The following is a 21063-nucleotide window of genomic DNA, read 5'->3' on the forward strand; positions in this document are numbered from 1 at the left end:
CGTAGCTTTTTTATTATTATTTATACTTTACTTCTACATTATATTTTTCTACTAAATTATCCACTAAATTACTTTGTTTATCATAAGATAATTTAGTTTTTAAATCTTCTTTTATAGAGTCAAACTCATCATATTTTTCATCTGTCTTTTTAATTATATGATATCCAAAATCAGTTTCTACTACGTTTTTATCAATTTCTCCTACTTTTAATACAAATGCTGCTTTTTCAAAAGGTTCTACCATTTGACCTTTAGAGAAAAATCCTAAATCTCCACCATTTGAAGCACTTCCATCTGAAGAATATTCTTTAGCAAGAGCGGCGAAGTCTTCCCCAGCTAATGCTCTTTTTAGTATTTCTTCGGCTTTTTCTTTATTCTTTTTCTTTTGATCTTCACTTACTGCTTTACCTTCATCATCTTTATTTTGTAATAATATATGAGATGCTTTTACTTTTTTAAATTCATCTTTATTTTTATTGTAGTAATTTTCAGCTTCTTTATCAGTTACCTCAGATTCCTTAGCCATATATTGCGTAGCTATTAATTCTTTTTCTAAATCTTTTTCTACATCTTCTTTAGTCATTTTAAACTCTTTTAAATATGCTTTTTCATCTAATCCAAACTGCTTCGCTATACTGCTCATAAGATTTGAATATTCTGTAGCTACATCTTCCTTGCTTACTTCAACTTTAGCTTCTTTCCCTGCTAAGTATAAAACTTCCGTTGTAGTCATATAATCTATCATACTTTGTTCATAAGCTTTTATCTCATCTGATGTTAGCTCTTTCTTTCCATTCATATAAAATAATGGTTCCATTCTTTGTCTAAGTTGTTTCCCTGTTATTTTACTATCTCCTACACTTGCTATTACTTTGCTATCACTATAGCTTTTATGTGTTGCTGGCAGTTTTCTACCTTCTGACTTTCCTAAAGTAAATCCAGCTGTTAAGCATATCACTGAAGCTACTACAGTCACTACTATAGCCTTTGTATTTTTTGCATTTTTTTTCTTCTCTTTAGGTTCCACTTTTTCTTCATTTATAGTATGTAACTCTTCTAATTCACTATTATTTGTAGACTCAATCCCCTCTTGTTTCGCATTATTTTCTTCAGTATTTCTTAAGTTTTTATCCTCTGACATTTCTGTCCTCCTTAAAATTAATTATCTATCATTTATAATTGCTTTGATACTTATAATTATATTCTACATTATATATTTTCAAAATGTGTGAATAGAAGATGAAGCCCTTATGAAATTAATGTGAAATTATAATCCCCTTAAGCTATATCTTATTTCATATCTTCCTACTTTTGTATCTTTGTATTTTAGCATATCTACAACCTCATTTTTTTCTTTGTTTAAATAATTAGCGCAGTCATCTAAAGACTTAAACCTTTCTATAACTTCCCCCTTTTTATCAACTAACTCTACTCTTTTCTTTCCGCCTCTTTTGATTATAGATTTGTATTTTGTAAAATATTCATCATACTCTTCGTCTATGCATTCAAACTTATAATGCATTTTTAATGGCTCTATTTTTTCACTACATAAAATTTCTTCTCTTTTATACTCAGACATTTTAGTAGTAAAAATTTTATTATTCAGACCATTGAATAATTCCATTGGTGTTTTACTACTTTCTAAATAACTACTTTCTCCATCTGTATCTAATTTTAGCTCTTCCCTTAAATAATTTATAGCTTGCCCTAAATAGTCGGTATACCCATACTTTAAATTTTCTTTTATATAATCCATTGGTATTTTAAGCTTTTTACTACATTCTGAATGAGTTTTAAACTCTTTAACTTCTTCAGAATAAACATCTATTGCCCTTATACTTTTTCCTCTTTTTATTTTTATATCTTTTATATATTCTCTATCTTCTTCAGATAATTCTACATGTATATATTGAGTATTTTCCTCTAACTCATTTTCTTTTTCATCACACTCTTTTTCTACTTTGTCTAAACATACTGTGGCTTCAACAGTAACATCTTTTGTGTTTACGTCATCAACACTTATATCTAAGCTACAATTGCTTTCTTCTCCTTCTACTTCATTATTCTTAGTTTCAACATCTAAAACTTCATTTTCAATTTTTGGTTCTAATCTTCTAGTTTTAAATTCAATTTCTTCACTTTCTTTTTTCTCTTCTTTTACATTTTTTTTCATAATATTAAAAAGCTTCTTTAACAATTAATTCGTCCTCCTAAAAATGTATATCTTTCTTATAAATAAATATTATGCCTTATAATATATTACTAAAATATGGCATATTAGTAAACTAACATTATTAAGATATATAAAAAGACTTAGTTAAGTATATACCATTCAATTTACTTAATTAACCCTTTATTTTTTTAGTTATAATTTTATTAAAAAATACATTATTAAGTTAGACTATATATAACTATAAATATACTAAAGTTATATATATAATTTATCTTTTAATTATTTTTTATCTATATTTTTTTAGTACTTTAATTTTCATTTTATTTACATACCCTACAACAAATATGCCTTCAATTGACGTTTTAATATTTTTATCAACTTTTATATATCCTAATTCATTTAATAGGCCTAAATTTTTAAATATTTTTGCACTTGGCACTAGACTAAAATACTTAATCACATTTTCTCATAAACCTCACCTCCATTCTTATATAAATATTTTATAATTTAATAAATAATTCAATTTCTTATAAATATAAGCCCTTGTTAATAATATGTTTATTGTTTTATAAATACAATTTGTTTGCTATAATATATAAAAAACTTAATTAACTTGTAATTATATATCGTGAGGAGGCAAATTTATGCTTAGTAATTTAAATGAAGCTAACAAATGTATTACCTGTAAAAATGCTCGATGTCAAAAGAATTGTCCTATAGATACTCCTATACCTAAAATAATTGAATTATATAAAGAAGGTAAACTAATGGAAGCTGGTAAATTATTATTTGATAATAATCCTTTATCTTCAGTGTGTTCTATCGTTTGCCCTCATGAAAATCAATGTCGCGGAAATTGTATAAAAGGCATAAAGGGAGATCCTGTACGCTTTCATGAAATAGAATATGAAATATCTACAAAATATTTAGAAAGTATGAAAATAGAAAAAACTCCTAAAAATGGTGTAAAAGTAGCTGTGATAGGATCTGGCCCTGCTGGTATTACTGTTGCATTTGAACTTGCCCGTAAAGGATACGATGTAACTATTTTTGAAAAAAATGAAAAAATCGGTGGTATATTAAGTTACGGAATACCAGAATTTAGATTACCTAGAAGTATAATAGAACTTCTTAGAAAACGCCTTATAGATGCTGGTGTAAAAATTAAAATAAATTCATTAATAGGTCCTGTTATTACTTTAAATAAATTACTTAAAGATGGATATAAATCGATTTTTATAGGAACAGGAGTTTGGAATCCTAAAAGATTAAATATAAAAGGCGAAACCTTTGGTCATGTTCATTATGCTATTGATTATTTAAGAACACCTAGTAGCTATGACCTGGGAAATAAGGTTATAGTTATAGGTGCTGGTAATGTCGCTATGGACGCTGCTAGAAGTGCTAAATATTTTGGCTCTAATGAAGTTTATGTTGCTTATAGACGTGATGTTTCTGATATGACCGCTACTAAGCATGAAATAAGTGAAGCCAAAGATGAAGGTGTTTTATTTGAAACATTCAAATCACCAGTTGAAATCGTTGATGAAGGTATAATACTTGAAGATACTAAAAAAATCGTTAATGAGGATGGTACAACTTCGCTTGTTAGCTTAGAATGTAGCCAAAAACTTTATAAATGTGATAGTGTTTTAATAGCAGTAAGCCAAGTCCCTAAAAATAATATAGTCATAAATAACAAAGGACTTGATGTTAAACAAGGTGGATTAATTTTAACAAATGACGCTGGAGAAACTACTCGTGAAGGTATATTTGCTTGTGGTGATGTAACTCATGGTGCTAGAACTGTAATTCAAGCTGTTGTTGATGCTAAGGAAGTATCTTTATCTATGGATAATTATTTACAACAATTTATTAAATAAAAAATAAAAGTACTGTTGATAGATTTTTTCAACAGTACTTTTTATTCTAATATAATTTAGGGTCCACGTTGTTTTTGTTTTCTCCATATCTATTTAAAGGTCTAAGAGCTGGTCCTTCTAATATATTTCCTTCATAATTAAATCTTGACCCATGGCATGGGCAATCCCATGTTTTCTCAGCTGAGTTAAATTTCAACTCACATCCTAAATGAGTACAAGTTATATCGACTACATATAGTTCATCATCATAGTTTCTATATGCTCCATATCTTTTTCCATCAATATTTACAATCTTACCTTCTCCTTTTTCTCTAGGCATTTCATCACTACCAAACTTTAACTTTCCACCTATATAATTTATTCCCACATTTAAATTTTCTTTTATAAAATCTGTATTTAAGTAGCCTCCTTTTCTAGATGGGTTAAATATTTCTTCATATTTAGATTTATTCTTAGTTATAAGGTCACTTATTATAATCGCTGATAGTGTGCCATTTGTCATACCCCATTTTGAAAATCCTGTAGCTACATATACATTATTTTCACTTTTATTTATATGACCAATATATGGCATATTATCAAAACTCATACAATCTTGCGCTGACCATTCATATTTAAAATCATTTAATCCAAAGTTTTCGCTTGCATATTGTTTTAAATGTTCAAAAATTTCTTCCTCTTTTCCTCCTTGACCTGTTTTATGGTCATTACCTCCAAATATTAATAATTTTTTACCTTCTCCTTCATATTTTCTAAAAGTTTTTGTTGGCTCTTCTACACTTATAAACATACCTTTTGGAAAATCTTTATCTAGTGTAGCTCCTAGCAAGTACGATCTATCAGCCTTCTCTTTTGCAAAATAAAGGTTTAACCCATCATACCAAGGTACGTGTGAAGCAATTACTACGTTATCTGCTTTAATTTTAATATTATCTCTAGTCTTAACTGTACATATGTCCCCTTTTTCTAAATCAACAATTGGAGTGTTTTCATATATCTTAACTCCTAACTCTACACACTTATCCATTAAGCCATCTACATATTGTTTTGGGTTAAATTGTCCTTGATTATTAAAACTAATTGCACCTTTTATATCTATAGGTAAATTTAAATTTTCATGGTATTCACAATCTATACCAATTTTTTTACATAATTCATACTCATCTTTTAAATCTGGTATATAATTTTCATTTTGAGTGAACATATAAGCTGGTACTTCTTCAAATTTACAGTCTATGTCATTTTCTTTTACAATATTTTTTACTAAATTTAAGGCTTCATTATTTCCTTCATAATATAGTGAAGCTACATCTAAACCATACTTATTATTAATTTCTGAGTATTTGACATCGTGTTGAGTAGTAACCTTACCTGTATTTCTTCCAGAACTTCCATATGCAACTTTATCTGCATCTACAACTACTACATCTACTCCTTGTTTTGCTAATAAGTATGCAGTAGTGACTCCTACAATCCCAGCACCTACTATTAGTGTATTTGTTCTTAAGTCTTTACTTAAATTTTCATAGTCCTTCGATTTTGTACTTAAAATCCAGTATGATTGATTCATTTTTTATTCTCCTTTTTATATTTAATTAATTCATATTAGTATAATTCCCATGAAAATAAGCAATTATTATAAATAATAACATATTGGAGGAAAAATAATGAAAAGTTTGATAAATCCTGATTTATATCATGGAATTGGAAAAAATAACAATTTCTTTGAAGGTTGGTATTTTAAAATAGTAGATAAAAATAATTTATATAAATTTGCATTCATCCCTGGAATATCTTTCGGGCAAAAAAAATCTGAAAATCATAGTTTTATACAAATAATAGATAGTTCTAATAATGAATATAAATATATAAAATTTAATGAAAATGCTTTTAAATTTAATAATAAAAATTTCAAGATAGGCATAAGGTCTAATATATTTTCTCTTGATAAAATTAGCTTAAACTTAAAGTATAAAAATAAAACCATAAGAGGTAATTTATCTTTTAAAAACATCATTAAATGGAAAAGTAGTTTACTTAATCCTGGAAGTATGGGATTTTATAATTACTTATCTTTTATGGAGTGTTACAGTCAAGTTTGTGTTTTAAACGGTGATATTATTGGTAATTTACAAGTAAATGGAGAGCTAGTTGATTTTACAGGGGGGAAAGTCTATATAGAAAAAAACTGGGGTAAAAGCTTCCCCAAATCCTGGGTTTGGATACAAAGTAACAACTTTAGAAATCCGACTGTAAGCGTTACGTGCTCTTTAGCTACCATTCCTTTTCCTATTAGGAATTTTCGTGGCTTTTTAATTGGAGTAACAATTGGAAAAGAATTTTATAGGTTTACTACTATCAATAATAGTAAACTTACTTTAAAAAATATTGGCCAAGATATTGAACTTACTGCCACCAATAAAAATTTAAAGCTTACGTTAAACACTTATACTAATCGAGATGATTTCGTTTTATGTATGGGGCCTAAAAACGGTAATATGATACCTTTAGTTAAGGAAACTTTATCTGCCAAAGTTTATATGACTTTAGAGGATACTTCTGATGGCAGACTCATTTATAAAGGTGTAGGTCATAGTTGTGGCGTTGAGTATGGTGGAAAATTAATAAATATATTAGATAAATAAAAATTGTCTCATAACGATTATTATCATTATGGGACAATTTTTATTAAAAAAACTATATGAATTTTATGATTTTTATTAGTTATCTATGTGTTCTATTCTATATCCAATCTCTTTGTTTGCTATTTTGTAGCCTTCTTTAATCATATCATCTCTAGATTTCTCATTTCCAAGTAAATTATCGATGCTTAGTTGGTTCCTCTCATCAAAGTATTTATCTAGTAAACTTTCTTCTATATCATTTTGTGATGCTAGTGAATAATTATCAAGTATATGCTTTACTTCAAATCCATAATTTATTAATTCTCTTCCTACTAAAATACTTCTATGGCATCTTATAGGATCTTGCATAGCACCAAGCAAAGCTATTTTGTATCCTTTATTACAGCCGTCTTTTAATCTTTTCATTCCTACTAAGAAATCTTCTTCATTTATTACTTTTTCGAAATCTGAATACCCTTCACTATTATAGGAAATTTTATTTTCCCTTTTAGCTGCGAATTCTTTAGCCATATAAATATATACAAATCCAGCTCTTATCAATGTATTTTTTATTGTCTCTTTGTTAAATTGAATATTGTATTTAGAATAAGGAGTTCCTCTAATATCAACTACACAGTCAATATTATAATATCTAAGCATATCTATTAATTTTTCAACGCTATAATTTGAATGCCCTATTGTAAATATTTCCATTAAACTACTCCTTTAATTGCATTTTTATTTATTTAAGATTAAATTATACCCAATAATATAAAATAATAAAAGCACATTGATAATTTTATCAATGTGCTTTTAATTTAATCCCCTACTCCAAAATCTGTATTATTGTATAGTACTTCTATTTTAGGATTTTCATCTAAAAATTTATATTTTTTTATAAACCATTTTACTAGTTCATCATCTCTTTTTAAACTTGTGCTATTATTTACAAATACATTAACTGTTGCATGGTCAAAATTATTCAAAACAATTTCCATATCATTATCTATCATTTCTTTAGTCTGACCCTTTATTCCTACCATCATACAAGGTGAATCAAAATACTTTTTTAATTCATCGATACTTTTAAATTTAGCATTCTTATTTAAGAATGTGTTTCTAAAATCATAATCAAAACTTTCTACGCCTATTTTAAAAGTTATTGGTATTTCAAAAAAATCTCTCATTTCTTGTATTTTATTTTTATAAGCCCAATGGCTTTCTAAAAATAATTTTTCTATATTTTTTTCTTTTATAATTTCTTTTATCTTTAATAAAGTAGCTTTTGGAAGTTCAAAACAGCTTCCTGAATTTATAACTTCAAGTACTTTATATTTTCCAGTTATATTTTCTAAAACCTCAAAGTTTATTTTATTTATTTCTTCCTCTGAAGTTGAATTATCTAGTATATAGTCACAAAAACTGCATTTTCCCCATATACAGGGAAATCCTTTAAGTAATACTATCTCACGTACATTTTTATTGGTTACTTCACTGTATCTATCCATAATGTCTCCTTTATTTATTAACTACTATTTGTGATTTAAGACTTTTAGGTAATGCATTAACACCTAATGCTACTAGACCTACACCTGTAAACTTATCTGCATAATCAGTAAATACCTGTGTAATAAATACACTAAGTACGTCAGGCATTCCCATTGTCTTTAATATTTGAACTATATATGAAGACCCTGATGATGTAATTCCTCCAAATAAAAATGCAGCTATACATGCACTTATTATAGATGTTGGTATTGTAAATATTAGTACACCAATCGGAGTTTTAATTCCCTTTAAAAATCCTTTATTATACATTATCCCAGCAAGTAATCCTGTTGATATTTGAACAGGCGCAAAGTAAAGCGAGTATATATCAAAAGTAATACCACTAACTATACTTCCACAAACTCCTGTAAGTATTGCATATCTAGGTCCAAGTAAACACGCTATAAATATAGTACCTATAGAGTCCATATATATCGGAAGTCTCAAGTTCATAGCTATAAATGCACCTACTACATTTAGTGCTACACCTAATCCAACTATAGTAATATTTCTAATATTAATATTTTTATTCATATTATATCACTCCTTCTACAGAGTCTATAACATCTTCATATCCATTAAATATTCGTTTAAGGAACATTTTCATAAATTGTTTTTCATTGACGTTAGTTAATACATGAGCATTCGGTGTATTTTTATAAAAATTAAACGAATCAACTATAGATTGACCCATAGCAATTCCTTCTTCTACTACTTCAACGTAAGAGTCAAAACCTTCACATAAACTTCTATCAATAAAGTATGCTACTGCTAGTGGATCGTTTATTACGCACCCAATTATACCTTCTTGTTCCCAATGGAAATCAATATAAAATCTTGCTATTTCTGTAATGTACTTAGATATACTTTTATCAAGTCTATTTATAAACTCTATAATATTTGGTGTAAGTACAATTTTTCTTGTTACATCAAGTCCTACCATATGGATTTTTTTAGATAAATTCTTGTAAACATAATCAGCTGCGTGAGGGTCTACCCAGTAATTAAATTCTGCTACTGGTGAACAATTTCCATGAATTCTAAATGCTCCTCCCATAGATATAAATTCATCTAGGTTATCAAAAGCTTTTTTATCTTTCATAATTGATTTTGCAATGTTAGTAAGAGGTCCTAGCGCTATAATCGATACATCTTTGTTATTTGTTAATGTGTCTATTATAAAATCTACTCCTCCATCTAATATCTCTTCATTTACATCTTCATAGAAATTTTCTCCAACACCATCTTCACCGTGTGTATCTTGTGCTGTTACAAGCTCTCTTTTAAGCGGGTATTCTTCTCCAATATATACTGGTATATTAAGTGAAGAACACATTTGAAGTGCTTTTAGAGCATTTTTCGCTCCTAACCTTGCCGGTACATTTCCACTACATATAGTTATACCTAATACCTCTAGCTCTGGTGAGTTAATAGCTAGAAGAATTGCCAGAGAATCATCTATCCCTGGGTCACAGTCAATTATTACCTTTCTTTTTTGCATGACAATCTCCTCCTTAAAATGTTTATAAGGAGAACTATATGACTTTTATAAAACAAAAAAGCCATATCTAAGGATACAACTTATATACTGCCACTATATAAATACCTTAGTTTTTTATACTTGGAGTTCTCGAACAAGTCCTAGCTAATATTTAAGTCGCTAGTATTTTATTATTTATAGATATTTAATCTCTTAAGTATGTTAGCTAACTAACATTTTAATTTTAACATAATTTTATACTTAGTCAAATGTTTTTAAGCTATTTTAATATCTATTAAACATAACTATTTATATAGATTTTTTGATAAAATATTATTTTGATATATTTTTCCATTACTCTTCATAATATCAGAATATTTGTCAAAATAAAAGTCTAGTATTGAAAATGTTTTCTTGTATAATTAAAAGTAACATAAATTATAATTAATTAGCTTTTGGGGAAAGGTTTAAAATATTATAAAAATAACTTAGTTAAAAGAATGGGAAAAGACATGGTTAGAAATTTAATAAAAAAAATTACAGATGATATAGGGGACCATAATAATTTTAGTAAAGAGAAAAAAGAAGAAATAGAATATAGTTTATTAGTAACTACTTTTGAAATAATAAAAATTATTATCATAATTACACTGTTTTCAATTTTAGGCTTTTTTAAAGAGATTATCTTGGTTATGGCAGTAATGTCATTTACTAAGCCATTTATTGGAGGTTATCATGAAGATACTCAGGTTAAATGTTTAGTATCATCAATTATAATTTCATCAATGATTCTTTATTTATCAATAAATAATCAATTAAATTTAATAAGCTTAATTTTATTAAATATTTTAAATATTTTTGCTATATATAATAGAGCACCTGTAATTAATGCTGATATGCCTATAACTAGAATAGATTTAATAAATCGAAATTGTAGATTAGGTGTTATAAATAGTATTATATTTTCTGTAATAGCTCTATTTTTATATAATATAGGGATTTATAGTAGTATTATTACATGGACACTTCTTATAGAAGTTTGTCTAATGTTTAATAAAAAAATATTTATCAAAGGGGAGGAATAGATTATGAAAATCAAGAAGTTTTTAGGTGGAGCTATGCTTTTATTATCAGCAGTTGTAGTTAATGCTGGTGTAGCATCAATGTTATTAGTAGGTACAGAAGAAATGCCTCAATCAATGAAAAATAATAGATAAATATGTTAATGATAGCTAACCTAATTAGTATTATAATTTAATCAAATTTCGTTATATATTTTACATATTATTGTATTAAAAAATATGATCTAATTATACAAAAAAGTACTAGTCTAAAATTAGTTATTAGTACTTTTTTTATATTTTTTCAATTCAATTTTTAAGTATTAAAATAGGAGAAAGTTCACTTTCTCTTTTTTTATGGACATATTAAATATAATAATACTACTTTGTTTTTATTTTTAAAATTATAATAGAATGATAACTTCATATAGTTTAATGTCTATTACATTTTGAAATATACATTTGTCATACATACAGGATTTAGTTATATCTTAAATAATTATAATGTATTTCTCAATATACCTTATAGAAATTTCTATTTTTACTTAATTACATCTCCTATCTATCTTCAATTATTCATAGCAACTATAATGTGATGTTAAAAAATATATTTAATGAATGATAGTGGATTAATTGTTATCAAAACATATAAAATTTTTAATTCTCTATATATAAAATATAAAACTAATATAAGAAGAGTAAGTATTAATAATACTTACTCTTCTTATATTTTATTCCTTACCTGCTGATACTGTCATACTTGCTATAAATTTCTTTTGGAATATACTAAATATTACAACCATTGGTAACACTGATAAAACTGCTCCTGCCATCATCTTTGGATAATGTGTTCCAAACTGACCTATAAACAATCTAAGCCCAGAAGCTAACGGTAACTTATCTGGTGTAGAGTTAACAATTAAAGGCCATAAGAAACTATTCCATGCTCCAAGTCCTCCAAGTATTGCAACTGTTGCTAATGCCGGCCTTACTATTGGAACCATTAATTTAATAAATATCGTAAATTGAGATGCTCCATCTATTACTGCAGCTTCTTCCATTTCTCTTGGTATAGATTTAAAATGCTGACGTAATAAGAAAGTATAGTAGATACTAAATACTCCTGGTATAACTATAGCCATTAAGGTATTTAACAGTCCCATTTTTTGTATAATTTGATATTGTGGTATTATATACATTTGTCCTGGTACCATCATAGCCGCCATAAGAAGTAAAAATATAGTATCTTTAAATTTAAAATCTAATCTTGCAAATGCATACGCTGCTGGTGTTACTATTATTAGCTGTAAAATAACTGTAAATATTGTTATTGTTATTGTATTCATATAATATTGTCCAAATGGAAATTCTTCAAATATCTTTGTGTAGTTTTCAAATCTAAACACTTCTGGAAAAATTGTTGGTGGAACAGCTTCCGCTTCTGCTAATGTTTTTACTGATGTAAGTAACATCCATACAAATGGTAGCACTATAAATATAGCTAATATTATAAGAGTTATATGTGTAAATATTTTAGAACTCTTCTTCATTTTCATATTATTATTCCCCCTTAATATTACTCATCAGAATAATGTACCCATCTTTTTTGAAATTTAAATTGTATTAAAGTTATTGTCATTATAATTAAAAATAAGATTACAGCAACTCCAGATGCATATCCTTTATCTCCTAATGTAAATCCTAAATCATAGAAGTATCTCGTCATAGTTATTGTACTTTCATAAGATGGACTTCCTTGTGGAATTAGCATAAATACAACATCAAATAGTTGGAATGATCCTATTAGTGACCATATAACTATGAAAAATATACTTGGTGTTAATAAAGGTATCGTTATATGTATAAATTGTTTAAATGGTGAAGCTCCATCTATTGATGCAGCTTCATAATATGATTCTGGTATTGATTGAAGTCCACCTAAAAGAATCATTATCTTATATCCTAATCCACCCCATATAATAAATATCATTATTACTACTCTTGCTAAATCTGGATTTGAAAACCACATTTGTCCTTCAAGCCCTATTAGTTTTAGAACTTGATTCACTAATCCATACTCTGCATTAAACATCCATTGAAAAACTAATGTTGATGCCGATGCCATAGTAACAACTGGCAAGAAGTATAGCGTACGATATATGCCTTTTCCTTTTATATTTTTATTTAATAAATTAGCAATGCATATAGAAATTATAACCATTATAGGTACAGTTACTATAACATATAAAAAAGTATTTCCTACTGCCTTGAAAAATAACGGATCATCTAATAATCGTTTAAAGTTATCTATTCCTATGAAATCCCATTGTCCAAAAGACCCTAAATCAGTTAAGCTATAAAATAAGTTCAAAACAAATGGTATGAAATTAAATACTACTACACCTATTAAAAGAGGCAATATGAACATGTAACCTGTTATATTTTTTCTCATCTTCTTTTTAAATTTAGATTTTTTTCTTAATTCTTTTTCTTCATAAATATTCTCTTTATCCTCAATGTTCTCTACTTTAGCACTCAAATCAAACTCCTCCTTCAACATATACCTTATTATTAAAAGAATACAGATTCAAAATAAGAATCTGCATTCTTTTAAGCTGATACTCTATTTTTTCTCAGCATCTAATACTTTTTGTATTCCTTCTTGAGTTTTCTTAAGTGCTTCATCTAAAGTCATTTTACCATTTAAATATTCATTAAAATTATCATTTATTACTTTATCCCATTTAGATGTATCAAAGCTATTTGGTAAAGGCATTGCCCCCTTTGCAGCATCTGTAAGTGGAGTAACATCTATTCCTAGTTGCTCTTTCATAGATGATGAAAATACATCTTGAACATCTTTACGAGCTTGAGGAACTGATGCTAATTTTGTATATTTTTCCATAGATTCTTTACTTGACATAAATTTTATAAAATCAAATGCTTCTTTAGGATATTTACTATTTGAAGATATTGCATTTCCTAATCCATGTATAACAGTACTTCCTTCAGCCTTTTCATTAATTTTTGGTATTTGATATATTTCAAAGTTTCCAGCAACTTTTGCTTGTTCTGGGTCTGAATATCCAAGTATGTGATATGAACCTGCTTGTATTGCTAAAGCTTTATTTGATTTAAATATTGTGCTAGTTTTTAATTCTCTATTTAAGTCTATTGGTGTATGTAAATCACTAGTTGCTAGTTCAAAATATTTCTTAAATCCTTCTTCTGTTTCAGGAGAATTTATCATTGCCTTTGTTTTATCTTCACTTAATATAGTACCTCCTGATGCTGCAACTTCATTAAATACACCTAATTGATTACTTTCAGTTGTGAAAGTAGTTATTGGGTATATATCATTTGGTAATTTAGTTTTAGCATCTTGTAACCAAGCTATCATTTCATTCCAAGTCCAATTGTCTTTAGGTTTTTCTATATTATGTTCTTTCATTAAAGCTGTATTTACTAATAATACATTTGCATCCCAAAAAGTTGGAATTGCATATTGCTTTCCATCTTTATTATATAAACTAGTTAAATTATCAAGATAATCATCCATATTAACATTATTTTCTTTTATCATATTAGTCATATCAACCAACATTCCGCTTCTTGAATATAAGTTAAAATTAGTTGCATTCATCCATAATATATCTGGAGCAGAGCCTCCAGTTGCTGCTGTTTCCATTTTAGTCCAATAATCTCCAAATGAATATTGCTCTAATTTTATATCTATATTTTGATTTTGATCTTCATATTCTGTTATTAATGTTTCTATAGCTTCTTTATGCATCGGATCCCACGTTGCATATCTTAATTCTATTTTGTCGCTTCCCCCTGTAGAACTACATGCTGTTAAACCTAATATTGACATTAGTAACGCGCCTGCTATAATACTTTTTTTAAATAACATAATAGCCCCCTTTTTAATAACTTTTTACATTTATCTAATAAATTTTAACTTATTAATTTTTAACAGTTGTATCATTTATAGCATTATTCCAAAACTTTTGTAAATCAACAACTTCCTTATTTAATCTTGAATATTCTGCAGCAAATGCCATTATATGACTTTCTACAGATTTAGTTGCACTAGTTTTACCTTCTCCGCCATTTTCAGAAACTAACTTAACGAAGTCTGCCATTATACCATGGTCTCCTCCACCATGACCTCCTACAACTTCTTCAGGTGTTATAGTTTCTATTGTATTTTCTCCATATTTTTTAAATTTTTTAACTTCTATAGTATTTTTAACATGATTTCCGCCAACTTCACCATGAGTAAACATTAACTTTATAGTTCTGTTACATTCTTCTGTAAATGCAGATAAGTTAAATGTCGCCGTTACATCATCTTCAAATTCTAATATTGTAACCATATGATCTACAACATTATTATCACATTTATATACACATCTTCCATAAGGCCCTATTCTTAAAGCTTCTTTTAAATTTTCATCAGTAGGTATTGGATGAACTATTTTAGCGAATATTGGCTTTTCTGATAAATATAATTTCTTAGCAGAATATGGACAATTTTTTTCAACTTCCTTTTCACAATCTAAACATCTATCTGCCATTCCATCTTTAAAGTTTTTATCTCTCATATGAGTTAAATGTCCAAATGATGATATGCTAGTACATTTTTTATTAGTTAACCATAACAGGATATCCATGTCGTGACAACTTTTAGCTAATATTAGTGGGCTTGTTTCATTGCTATTTCTCCAATTTCCTCTTGTAAAGCTATGAGCAAAATGCCAGTATCCTATATTTTCATTATGTTGTATACTTACAAGTTCACCTAATTCTTTACTATCTACTATTTCTTTTAACTTAGAGAAGAATGTTGTATATCTAAGTACATGACATATCATAAATACTTGATTAGGATACTCTTTTGCTAATTCTCCCAATTTAACTATATCTTCTAACTTATTAGACATAGGTTTTTCAAGAAGTACATGATATCCTTTTTCTAAAGCTAGTTTTGTTGGTTCATAATGAGATTCATCATTATTAGCTATTATTATTGCATCTGATAATCTATCTTTATCCAATAAATCTTCCCAAGTTTCAAATACATTTTCATCGTTTATGTTGTATTCTTTTTTACATATGTCTCTTCTTAATTCGTGAGGCTCTGCTACTGCTACGACTTCTCCTAATTCTGGGTTTTCTTTTAAGTATGGAACATATGCATACATACCTCTAGCCCCAGCACCTATTATAGCTACTGTTATTTTTTTCATATTTATAATACCCCCAATTTTTTAAGCCTTTATCTTTTATTAACTATAATTGTAGTACTATATATATTTTTTGTATTTGTAATTTTCTTTAATGTTTTTATAATTTTTTGTTATTTATTTTGAATTTTCTTAAAATATCTTGTAACATATTATTAATATATACTTTACAAAAGGAGGATTTAAAATGTTTAAACAAACAGCATGCTTAGCATTTGAGAAATATGGGAGTATAATATCTAATTTACCTTCAAGTATTTTACTTTCTAAAGACAAAATCTTTCTAACACTTAAATCTAAATCTATAGATAAATTATTTATTTCATCTGAAGATACATATGTGAAACTTATAAAAGGTGTTATTCTTATCGTTGTATTTGATAACTCATCAGGCATAAATTCAAATTCTTACATATTAAATAAACAAATTTTATTAAAGAAGGATACTTTTTATAACTTCATACCTATATCTAAAGACTGCCAACTTGAATTATATCTAGATAAAAAGTCCACAAATTATATCTCATTAGAAAATCCTTATACTTACAATGAGATTATTCCGACTATATCTATAGATAAAATATATACAAAATTTTATCAAGAAAAACCAATTAATTATTTATTTAAGGGAGAGAAGCATTATTTTTGGGAACTTACATTTGTAGATAGAGGAATTTTATATACAAATGTTGATGGGATGGAGTTTAAATTGCAACAAGGCGACATATTATTTTATTCTCCTAATCAGTATCATAGCCAATATACTGATGATAAAAAATCTTGTTCTTATCTTACTCTAAGTTTTGACATGAATTTTGAAGATAACGAACTTCTTTCTAAGAAAATTTTTACATGTGATAAAAAACTTTATTCTATTATTCATAGCCTTATGGATGAATTGCATTCTAATAATTTATATAAAAATGAGCTTATGATTTGTCATTTAAAACAGCTTATCTTAACTATACTTAGTATGAATATAGAAAAATCTTTAATTAAACCTACAAATAGAGTTCAACAATTTTACGATGATAATCTTTTAGATGATGTATTAAAGTTTATTAACAAAAATATTTATGAAAATATAAATATTAGAATAGTATGTGATGAATTTAATATTAGCACTTCTAAGCTTCATCTTCTGTTTAAAAACAATATCGGCACTACCCCAAAGGCTTATATTAATACTTTAAAACTAAAAATAGGAAAGGAATTAATAAAAGACTCAAAATATAGTATTAGCGAAATTTCTAAAATACTAGGTTTTAATTCGATTCATTATTTTTCAAATACATTTAAAAAGACTTATGGATTCTCCCCTACAGAGTATCTTAGGTCAGTCAATATAGATAATTAAAAGGACCCATATATAGGTCCTCTTTTGTTTAAATAACTTATAATCTATTTAATTATATTTATGCATTCATCAATAACTTCATTATCCATGCCACCTAATTGGATTAATTTAGTTGCATTTTTAACTACAGACTTATCGCTTCCTTTTTTTGCTAATATAACAGGATAATTTTTTGCTAAAGGAGAAACAGTAAGAGCATCAACTAAAACATCTCCTTTAGATATATAAAATTCATTTGTACCTTTGTAGAATTTTTCAACTACTGCTTTATTAGTAGAATATCTATCTATTCCGCCTAATCTAGTTGCTTTAGTCTTATTTACTATAGCTTCATCCATGACTGACGTTGAACCTATGACATAGTTTTGTGCATTATTTGTATTGTAAGTTAAATCTTTCCCATTTGTTAATATAATAGGTACACCATCCCTACTTGCAACAGATGATACACTCATAGCATCGGGGTCCCCTTTATATCCATTTACTAAAAATACTTTATCAATGTTTTTTATTTTCTTTATCTCATTAGCTACTTCATAGCTAGTTTTTAATCTATCAGTTCCTCCAAGCCTTACAACTTGTTTACTATCTGATTTTAATTTATCTTCTACATCTTTATTTACAGCTGATGTACTTCCTATAATATAAACCTTATTAACTCCTTTAAGTCTTGACATAGTATCATCTGGTATGGAGTCCGTTTTTGTTAATAATATAGGAGCATTAGCAGCACCTGCTAAACCACTTGCACTTAAACCATCTGCCACTGTTTTGTCTGCATTAACTAATATTGCTGTAGTGTAATTTTGGTGATCTGCTATAAGGCCTGCTGTTTCATATCTATTTGTACCTTTTATTTCATCTATAACTAAGTCAGATTTTGCTTGATTTATAGAGTCTATGCTACCTTTCCCTACATATCCTTTAGCTGTAAAGTCATGACTTCCCGGAATCGGATTAGTTATACTTGAAGGTAAAACTCTATCCGGATTTATTTCTATATTTGATCCACGGTTATCAGATATTATTGTAGCATGCCCTTTTGATGCATTATATAAATTTTTTCCATTTTTATCATTTACTGATGTTGATGTATTAAACACACCCAGTCTATATCTATTATAATCATCATTTACACCTAACGAAGATAAATAAACATCCATTTCATTCATAAAGCTGGCTGCCTTTTCTCCCCAGAAAGGATCTGATGCATATTTTACATTATTCCCTAAGTTTTTATTTCCTACGTTACTTCCATAATAATTAGAGCTTTTTGGATTTAAATATCTATTTGACATCCAATCCTTAGCAAATTCATCAATACAAGCTTCTATACTTGCAAATTTCTTTGCATCTTGAGGGCTGGCATCTTTGGCATTTATTCCAAATATATTATTTTTTTCCTTTGCGAGTTTTGAAGTTCCTCTTCCTGATTCATTCATAGCTATACCAATCATATAAGATGCATTAACTCCATATTTATTTTGAGCTTTTATAAAATACTTCCCAGATCCTTTTAATACACTATCTGCTGGAGTTTTACCTTCAAAGTATTTATTTATATTCTCTGCACTATATGATGATTTACTTCTTCCTGATAAGTACTGGTAATAATTATAGTATGGATTATTGCTATTTACTGAATTGTTATGATTATTTGATTTTGCATCAGATATTAAATTTTCTATATCAGTATAGAAATAATTTCCATCATAGCTATAATATCTTTGTCCTGATACCATAAATGATGGTGCTTTGCCTATACTTCTTTTGCTTCCATTATTCCCCTCTACATTAGAACTTATATAATGATTTAATTGTCCATTTACATTTTCATAATAACTTAGATTTTTAGCTTGATTTATAGGCAATAATACAATATTAACCCCATCTTTATCAGCTTTTTCTATCCATCCTGTATATCCTGATATTTCTACTTTTACCATACCAGCAGTTTCTTCTATTACTGGTACATCATCTATAAATCCGTGGTTTATATATGTATGAGCATTTGATTTGTTTGCATTAGGATATATATTTGTTGTGTAATTCATTGACTCTTGAGATATACCTTCTCCTATTTTAACGATACGTCCTATTGAGTTTGTTGTATACGCTACCATACCATCACTATTTATAACAGTTGGTATAATATTTTGAGGCACATATTCATTTTCTAAATCATTAGCTATATTTACTGCATTATCTAAAGTATCAACACCTTCTACAAATGTATATGATCCATTTGCATGAGCAAGTGCAACTTCATAATTTGAATCTGTTTTTAATTCTAAATAATTAATACTAGATAACTCCTCTAAATCTAACTGTACTTCCTCTGGAGCATAGCTAATAGATTGATTTATTCTTGGCATTGATTTTTGATATGTCTGATACTCATTATATCCCTCTGCATAAGATAGCGGAACTATGCTATTAAAAGCAATAGCACTAATAACTATACTTCTGCAAATATTTTTCTTTAGTTTCATAAATTTCCCCCTAGTTATAATAAAATTTCTATGCATAAATTATAACATAATTTTATTTATAAACTAATAAAAGTACCTAATTAAAGGTACTTTTATTTATATCGACATTTATTTTTCAAAAACATATTTATCTATAAATGAATATATTCTATTAAAATACTCATCTCCTAATATATCATATCCATTTACATGTTGAACTCCATCTATTAGCCAAAGCTCTTTTTTATTGTGTGGTATATTATCATATATTATTTGACTACTCTCTGGTGCACATACTTTATCTTCCTTACCATGTATTAAAAACATTGGTACAGTTATATTTCTAACTGCTTCATATGGCTTTACATCTTCATAACTAAATCCTGATTTCATTTTTGTATATAAATTGCCCATAAACTTTGCATAGCTAATAGGTAAAAACGGTATATTTTCAGCTTCTATTCCTAATCTTATAGCATCTGCCATTTCATGATATGGTGAATCTACTATATAAAAATCTACATACTTATTTTTTTCATTTATTTCAGAGTGCATTAAAACTGTTCCCGCTCCCATAGAATGTCCATGTGCTCCTAATTTACCTTTTGGATATCTTTCTTTAACAAATTTAGCTACACTGTCTAAATCAAACTTTTCATATAAACCAAATGTGTAATCATCCCCACCAGTATTTCCTGTATGTCTTTGATTATATATTATAACGTTATATCCTTTTTCAAGGTATTCAAAAGCTTTTTCTAAATATTCATAGTAATAACTTTCTATACCATGTACTAATATAATTGTATTCTCTGTTTTAATATTTGACTTTATAAGCTTTGTTTCCACGTCATATCCATTCTTTGGTGATTTTATAAATAAATCTTCATATTCATAATTTTTAAGTTTATCTAATGGCTTGTCTTCTCTATTTGAAAACACTTCTAAAACGTCTTCATTTTTTATACTTTGTTCTGATCCAACTGACCCATCATATACTAGATATCCTACTACATAAGACACTATTAAAAATAGTATAGTTATTATTGATATACTTATAATTGCTATTTTCTTTTTATTTTTCATATATTACTCCTTACTTTTAATACTATTACCTGGTATTAAAACTAAGTATACATCATTTTTTTACTTTTTTCTACATATTTTTAATCTTAATCTAATTATGTCTATGCATTGTTTTCTCAAAATAAAAGGCT

The 21063-nt window shown here is 27.3% G+C and carries 19 protein-coding genes; 5 read left to right on the plus strand and 14 right to left on the minus strand.

Features of this window, described 5'->3' with window-relative positions; translation table 11 throughout:
* Nucleotides 1–16 precede the first annotated feature (16 nt).
* From BN899_RS10665 to BN899_RS19060, 3 genes are all read right to left on the minus strand, one after another.
* Nucleotides 17–1141, minus strand: a complete 1125-nt coding sequence (locus tag BN899_RS10665) for a peptidylprolyl isomerase (protein WP_042275224.1) — start codon at nt 1139–1141, stop codon at nt 17–19.
* Nucleotides 1142–1267: 126 nt separating this feature from the next.
* Complete coding sequence (locus tag BN899_RS10670; RefSeq protein ID WP_042275226.1) at nt 1268–2197, minus strand: hypothetical protein; 930 nt, start codon at nt 2195–2197, stop codon at nt 1268–1270.
* A gap of 262 nt (nt 2198–2459) precedes the next feature.
* Entirely contained in the window at nt 2460–2633 is a 174-nt protein-coding gene (locus BN899_RS19060) for a hypothetical protein (RefSeq protein WP_154658898.1), read from the minus strand.
* A gap of 184 nt (nt 2634–2817) precedes the next feature.
* Between BN899_RS19060 and BN899_RS10675 the strand changes: the two genes are divergently transcribed.
* Nucleotides 2818–4056, plus strand: a complete 1239-nt coding sequence (locus BN899_RS10675; RefSeq protein ID WP_042275228.1) for an NAD(P)-dependent oxidoreductase — start codon at nt 2818–2820, stop codon at nt 4054–4056.
* A 46-nt stretch (nt 4057–4102) separates the two neighbouring features.
* Here the strand turns inward: BN899_RS10675 and BN899_RS10680 are convergent, their stop codons facing one another.
* Entirely contained in the window at nt 4103–5626 is a 1524-nt protein-coding gene (locus tag BN899_RS10680; protein ID WP_042275230.1) for an FAD-dependent oxidoreductase, read from the minus strand.
* A 97-nt stretch (nt 5627–5723) separates the two neighbouring features.
* On the opposite strand from BN899_RS10680, the gene BN899_RS10685 reads away from it, so the two are divergent.
* On the plus strand, nt 5724–6701 hold the full coding sequence (locus BN899_RS10685) for a tocopherol cyclase family protein (RefSeq protein WP_042275233.1): 978 nt from the start codon (nt 5724–5726) through the stop codon (nt 6699–6701).
* A gap of 75 nt (nt 6702–6776) precedes the next feature.
* Here the strand turns inward: BN899_RS10685 and BN899_RS10690 are convergent, their stop codons facing one another.
* The 4 genes from BN899_RS10690 to BN899_RS10705 form a co-directional block, all read right to left on the minus strand.
* Nucleotides 6777–7394, minus strand: a complete 618-nt coding sequence (locus BN899_RS10690; protein ID WP_042275235.1) for a DUF488 domain-containing protein — start codon at nt 7392–7394, stop codon at nt 6777–6779.
* A 104-nt stretch (nt 7395–7498) separates the two neighbouring features.
* Nucleotides 7499–8188, minus strand: a complete 690-nt coding sequence (locus BN899_RS10695) for a radical SAM protein (protein WP_042275237.1) — start codon at nt 8186–8188, stop codon at nt 7499–7501.
* Nucleotides 8189–8198: 10 nt separating this feature from the next.
* A complete protein-coding gene (locus BN899_RS10700) occupies nt 8199–8762 on the minus strand; it encodes an ECF transporter S component (protein WP_042275240.1) in 564 nt (187 codons plus the stop codon).
* A gap of 1 nt (nt 8763) precedes the next feature.
* The gene (locus tag BN899_RS10705; RefSeq protein ID WP_042275242.1) at nt 8764–9729 is read right to left on the minus strand and encodes a nucleoside hydrolase; all 966 of its coding nucleotides are present in this window, start codon (nt 9727–9729) and stop codon (nt 8764–8766) included.
* A 434-nt stretch (nt 9730–10163) separates the two neighbouring features.
* On the opposite strand from BN899_RS10705, the gene BN899_RS10710 reads away from it, so the two are divergent.
* Entirely contained in the window at nt 10164–10793 is a 630-nt protein-coding gene (locus BN899_RS10710) for an accessory gene regulator B family protein (RefSeq protein ID WP_147568539.1), read from the plus strand.
* Nucleotides 10794–10796: 3 nt separating this feature from the next.
* Nucleotides 10797–10925, plus strand: a complete 129-nt coding sequence (locus BN899_RS19395; RefSeq protein ID WP_207636854.1) for a cyclic lactone autoinducer peptide — start codon at nt 10797–10799, stop codon at nt 10923–10925.
* A gap of 575 nt (nt 10926–11500) precedes the next feature.
* Here the strand turns inward: BN899_RS19395 and BN899_RS10715 are convergent.
* From BN899_RS10715 to BN899_RS10730, 4 genes are all read right to left on the minus strand, one after another.
* A complete protein-coding gene (locus BN899_RS10715; RefSeq protein WP_042275247.1) occupies nt 11501–12325 on the minus strand; it encodes a carbohydrate ABC transporter permease in 825 nt (274 codons plus the stop codon).
* Nucleotides 12326–12345: 20 nt separating this feature from the next.
* A complete protein-coding gene (locus tag BN899_RS10720) occupies nt 12346–13308 on the minus strand; it encodes a carbohydrate ABC transporter permease (protein WP_207636855.1) in 963 nt (320 codons plus the stop codon).
* A gap of 84 nt (nt 13309–13392) precedes the next feature.
* Nucleotides 13393–14682, minus strand: a complete 1290-nt coding sequence (locus BN899_RS10725; RefSeq protein ID WP_042275249.1) for an ABC transporter substrate-binding protein — start codon at nt 14680–14682, stop codon at nt 13393–13395.
* 52 nt (nt 14683–14734) lie between these two features.
* Nucleotides 14735–16021: a Gfo/Idh/MocA family protein gene (locus BN899_RS10730; protein WP_042275252.1), complete on the minus strand. Its 1287-nt coding sequence runs from the start codon at nt 16019–16021 to the stop codon at nt 14735–14737.
* A gap of 184 nt (nt 16022–16205) precedes the next feature.
* Between BN899_RS10730 and BN899_RS10735 the strand changes: the two genes are divergently transcribed.
* Nucleotides 16206–17375, plus strand: coding sequence for a helix-turn-helix domain-containing protein (locus tag BN899_RS10735; RefSeq protein ID WP_042275254.1), 1170 nt, complete (start codon nt 16206–16208; stop codon nt 17373–17375).
* 44 nt (nt 17376–17419) lie between these two features.
* Here BN899_RS10735 and BN899_RS10740 read toward each other — a convergent pair whose 3' ends face one another.
* On the minus strand, nt 17420–19867 hold the full coding sequence (locus BN899_RS10740) for a cell wall-binding repeat-containing protein (RefSeq protein ID WP_052356812.1): 2448 nt from the start codon (nt 19865–19867) through the stop codon (nt 17420–17422).
* Between the two features lie 108 nt (nt 19868–19975).
* Complete coding sequence (locus BN899_RS10745) at nt 19976–20932, minus strand: alpha/beta hydrolase (RefSeq protein WP_042275257.1); 957 nt, start codon at nt 20930–20932, stop codon at nt 19976–19978.
* Between the last annotated feature and the right edge of the window lie 131 nt (nt 20933–21063).

This window comes from Faecalimicrobium dakarense (genome assembly GCF_000499525.1).
GTDB classification, from domain to species: domain Bacteria; phylum Bacillota; class Clostridia; order Peptostreptococcales; family Peptostreptococcaceae; genus Faecalimicrobium; species Faecalimicrobium dakarense.

Excerpts from the sequence above, each read along its gene's own strand:
- BN899_RS10725 (WP_042275249.1), bottom strand. The coding sequence starts at position 14,682 with ATGTTATTTAAAAAAAGTATTATAGCAGGCGCGTTACTAATGTCAATA.
- BN899_RS10705 (WP_042275242.1), bottom strand. The coding sequence starts at position 9,729 with ATGCAAAAAAGAAAGGTAATAATTGACTGTGACCCAGGGATAGATGAT.
- BN899_RS10690 (WP_042275235.1), bottom strand. The coding sequence starts at position 7,394 with ATGGAAATATTTACAATAGGGCATTCAAATTATAGCGTTGAAAAATTA.
- BN899_RS10730 (WP_042275252.1), bottom strand. The coding sequence starts at position 16,021 with ATGAAAAAAATAACAGTAGCTATAATAGGTGCTGGGGCTAGAGGTATG.
- BN899_RS10675 (WP_042275228.1), top strand. The coding sequence starts at position 2,818 with ATGCTTAGTAATTTAAATGAAGCTAACAAATGTATTACCTGTAAAAAT.
- BN899_RS10695 (WP_042275237.1), bottom strand. The coding sequence starts at position 8,188 with ATGGATAGATACAGTGAAGTAACCAATAAAAATGTACGTGAGATAGTA.
- BN899_RS10715 (WP_042275247.1), bottom strand. The coding sequence starts at position 12,325 with ATGAAAATGAAGAAGAGTTCTAAAATATTTACACATATAACTCTTATA.
- BN899_RS10745 (WP_042275257.1), bottom strand. The coding sequence starts at position 20,932 with ATGAAAAATAAAAAGAAAATAGCAATTATAAGTATATCAATAATAACT.
- BN899_RS10685 (WP_042275233.1), top strand. The coding sequence starts at position 5,724 with ATGAAAAGTTTGATAAATCCTGATTTATATCATGGAATTGGAAAAAAT.
- BN899_RS10680 (WP_042275230.1), bottom strand. The coding sequence starts at position 5,626 with ATGAATCAATCATACTGGATTTTAAGTACAAAATCGAAGGACTATGAA.
- BN899_RS10665 (WP_042275224.1), bottom strand. The coding sequence starts at position 1,141 with ATGTCAGAGGATAAAAACTTAAGAAATACTGAAGAAAATAATGCGAAA.
- BN899_RS10740 (WP_052356812.1), bottom strand. The coding sequence starts at position 19,867 with ATGAAACTAAAGAAAAATATTTGCAGAAGTATAGTTATTAGTGCTATT.
- BN899_RS10735 (WP_042275254.1), top strand. The coding sequence starts at position 16,206 with ATGTTTAAACAAACAGCATGCTTAGCATTTGAGAAATATGGGAGTATA.
- BN899_RS10700 (WP_042275240.1), bottom strand. The coding sequence starts at position 8,762 with ATGAATAAAAATATTAATATTAGAAATATTACTATAGTTGGATTAGGT.
- BN899_RS19395 (WP_207636854.1), top strand. The coding sequence starts at position 10,797 with ATGAAAATCAAGAAGTTTTTAGGTGGAGCTATGCTTTTATTATCAGCA.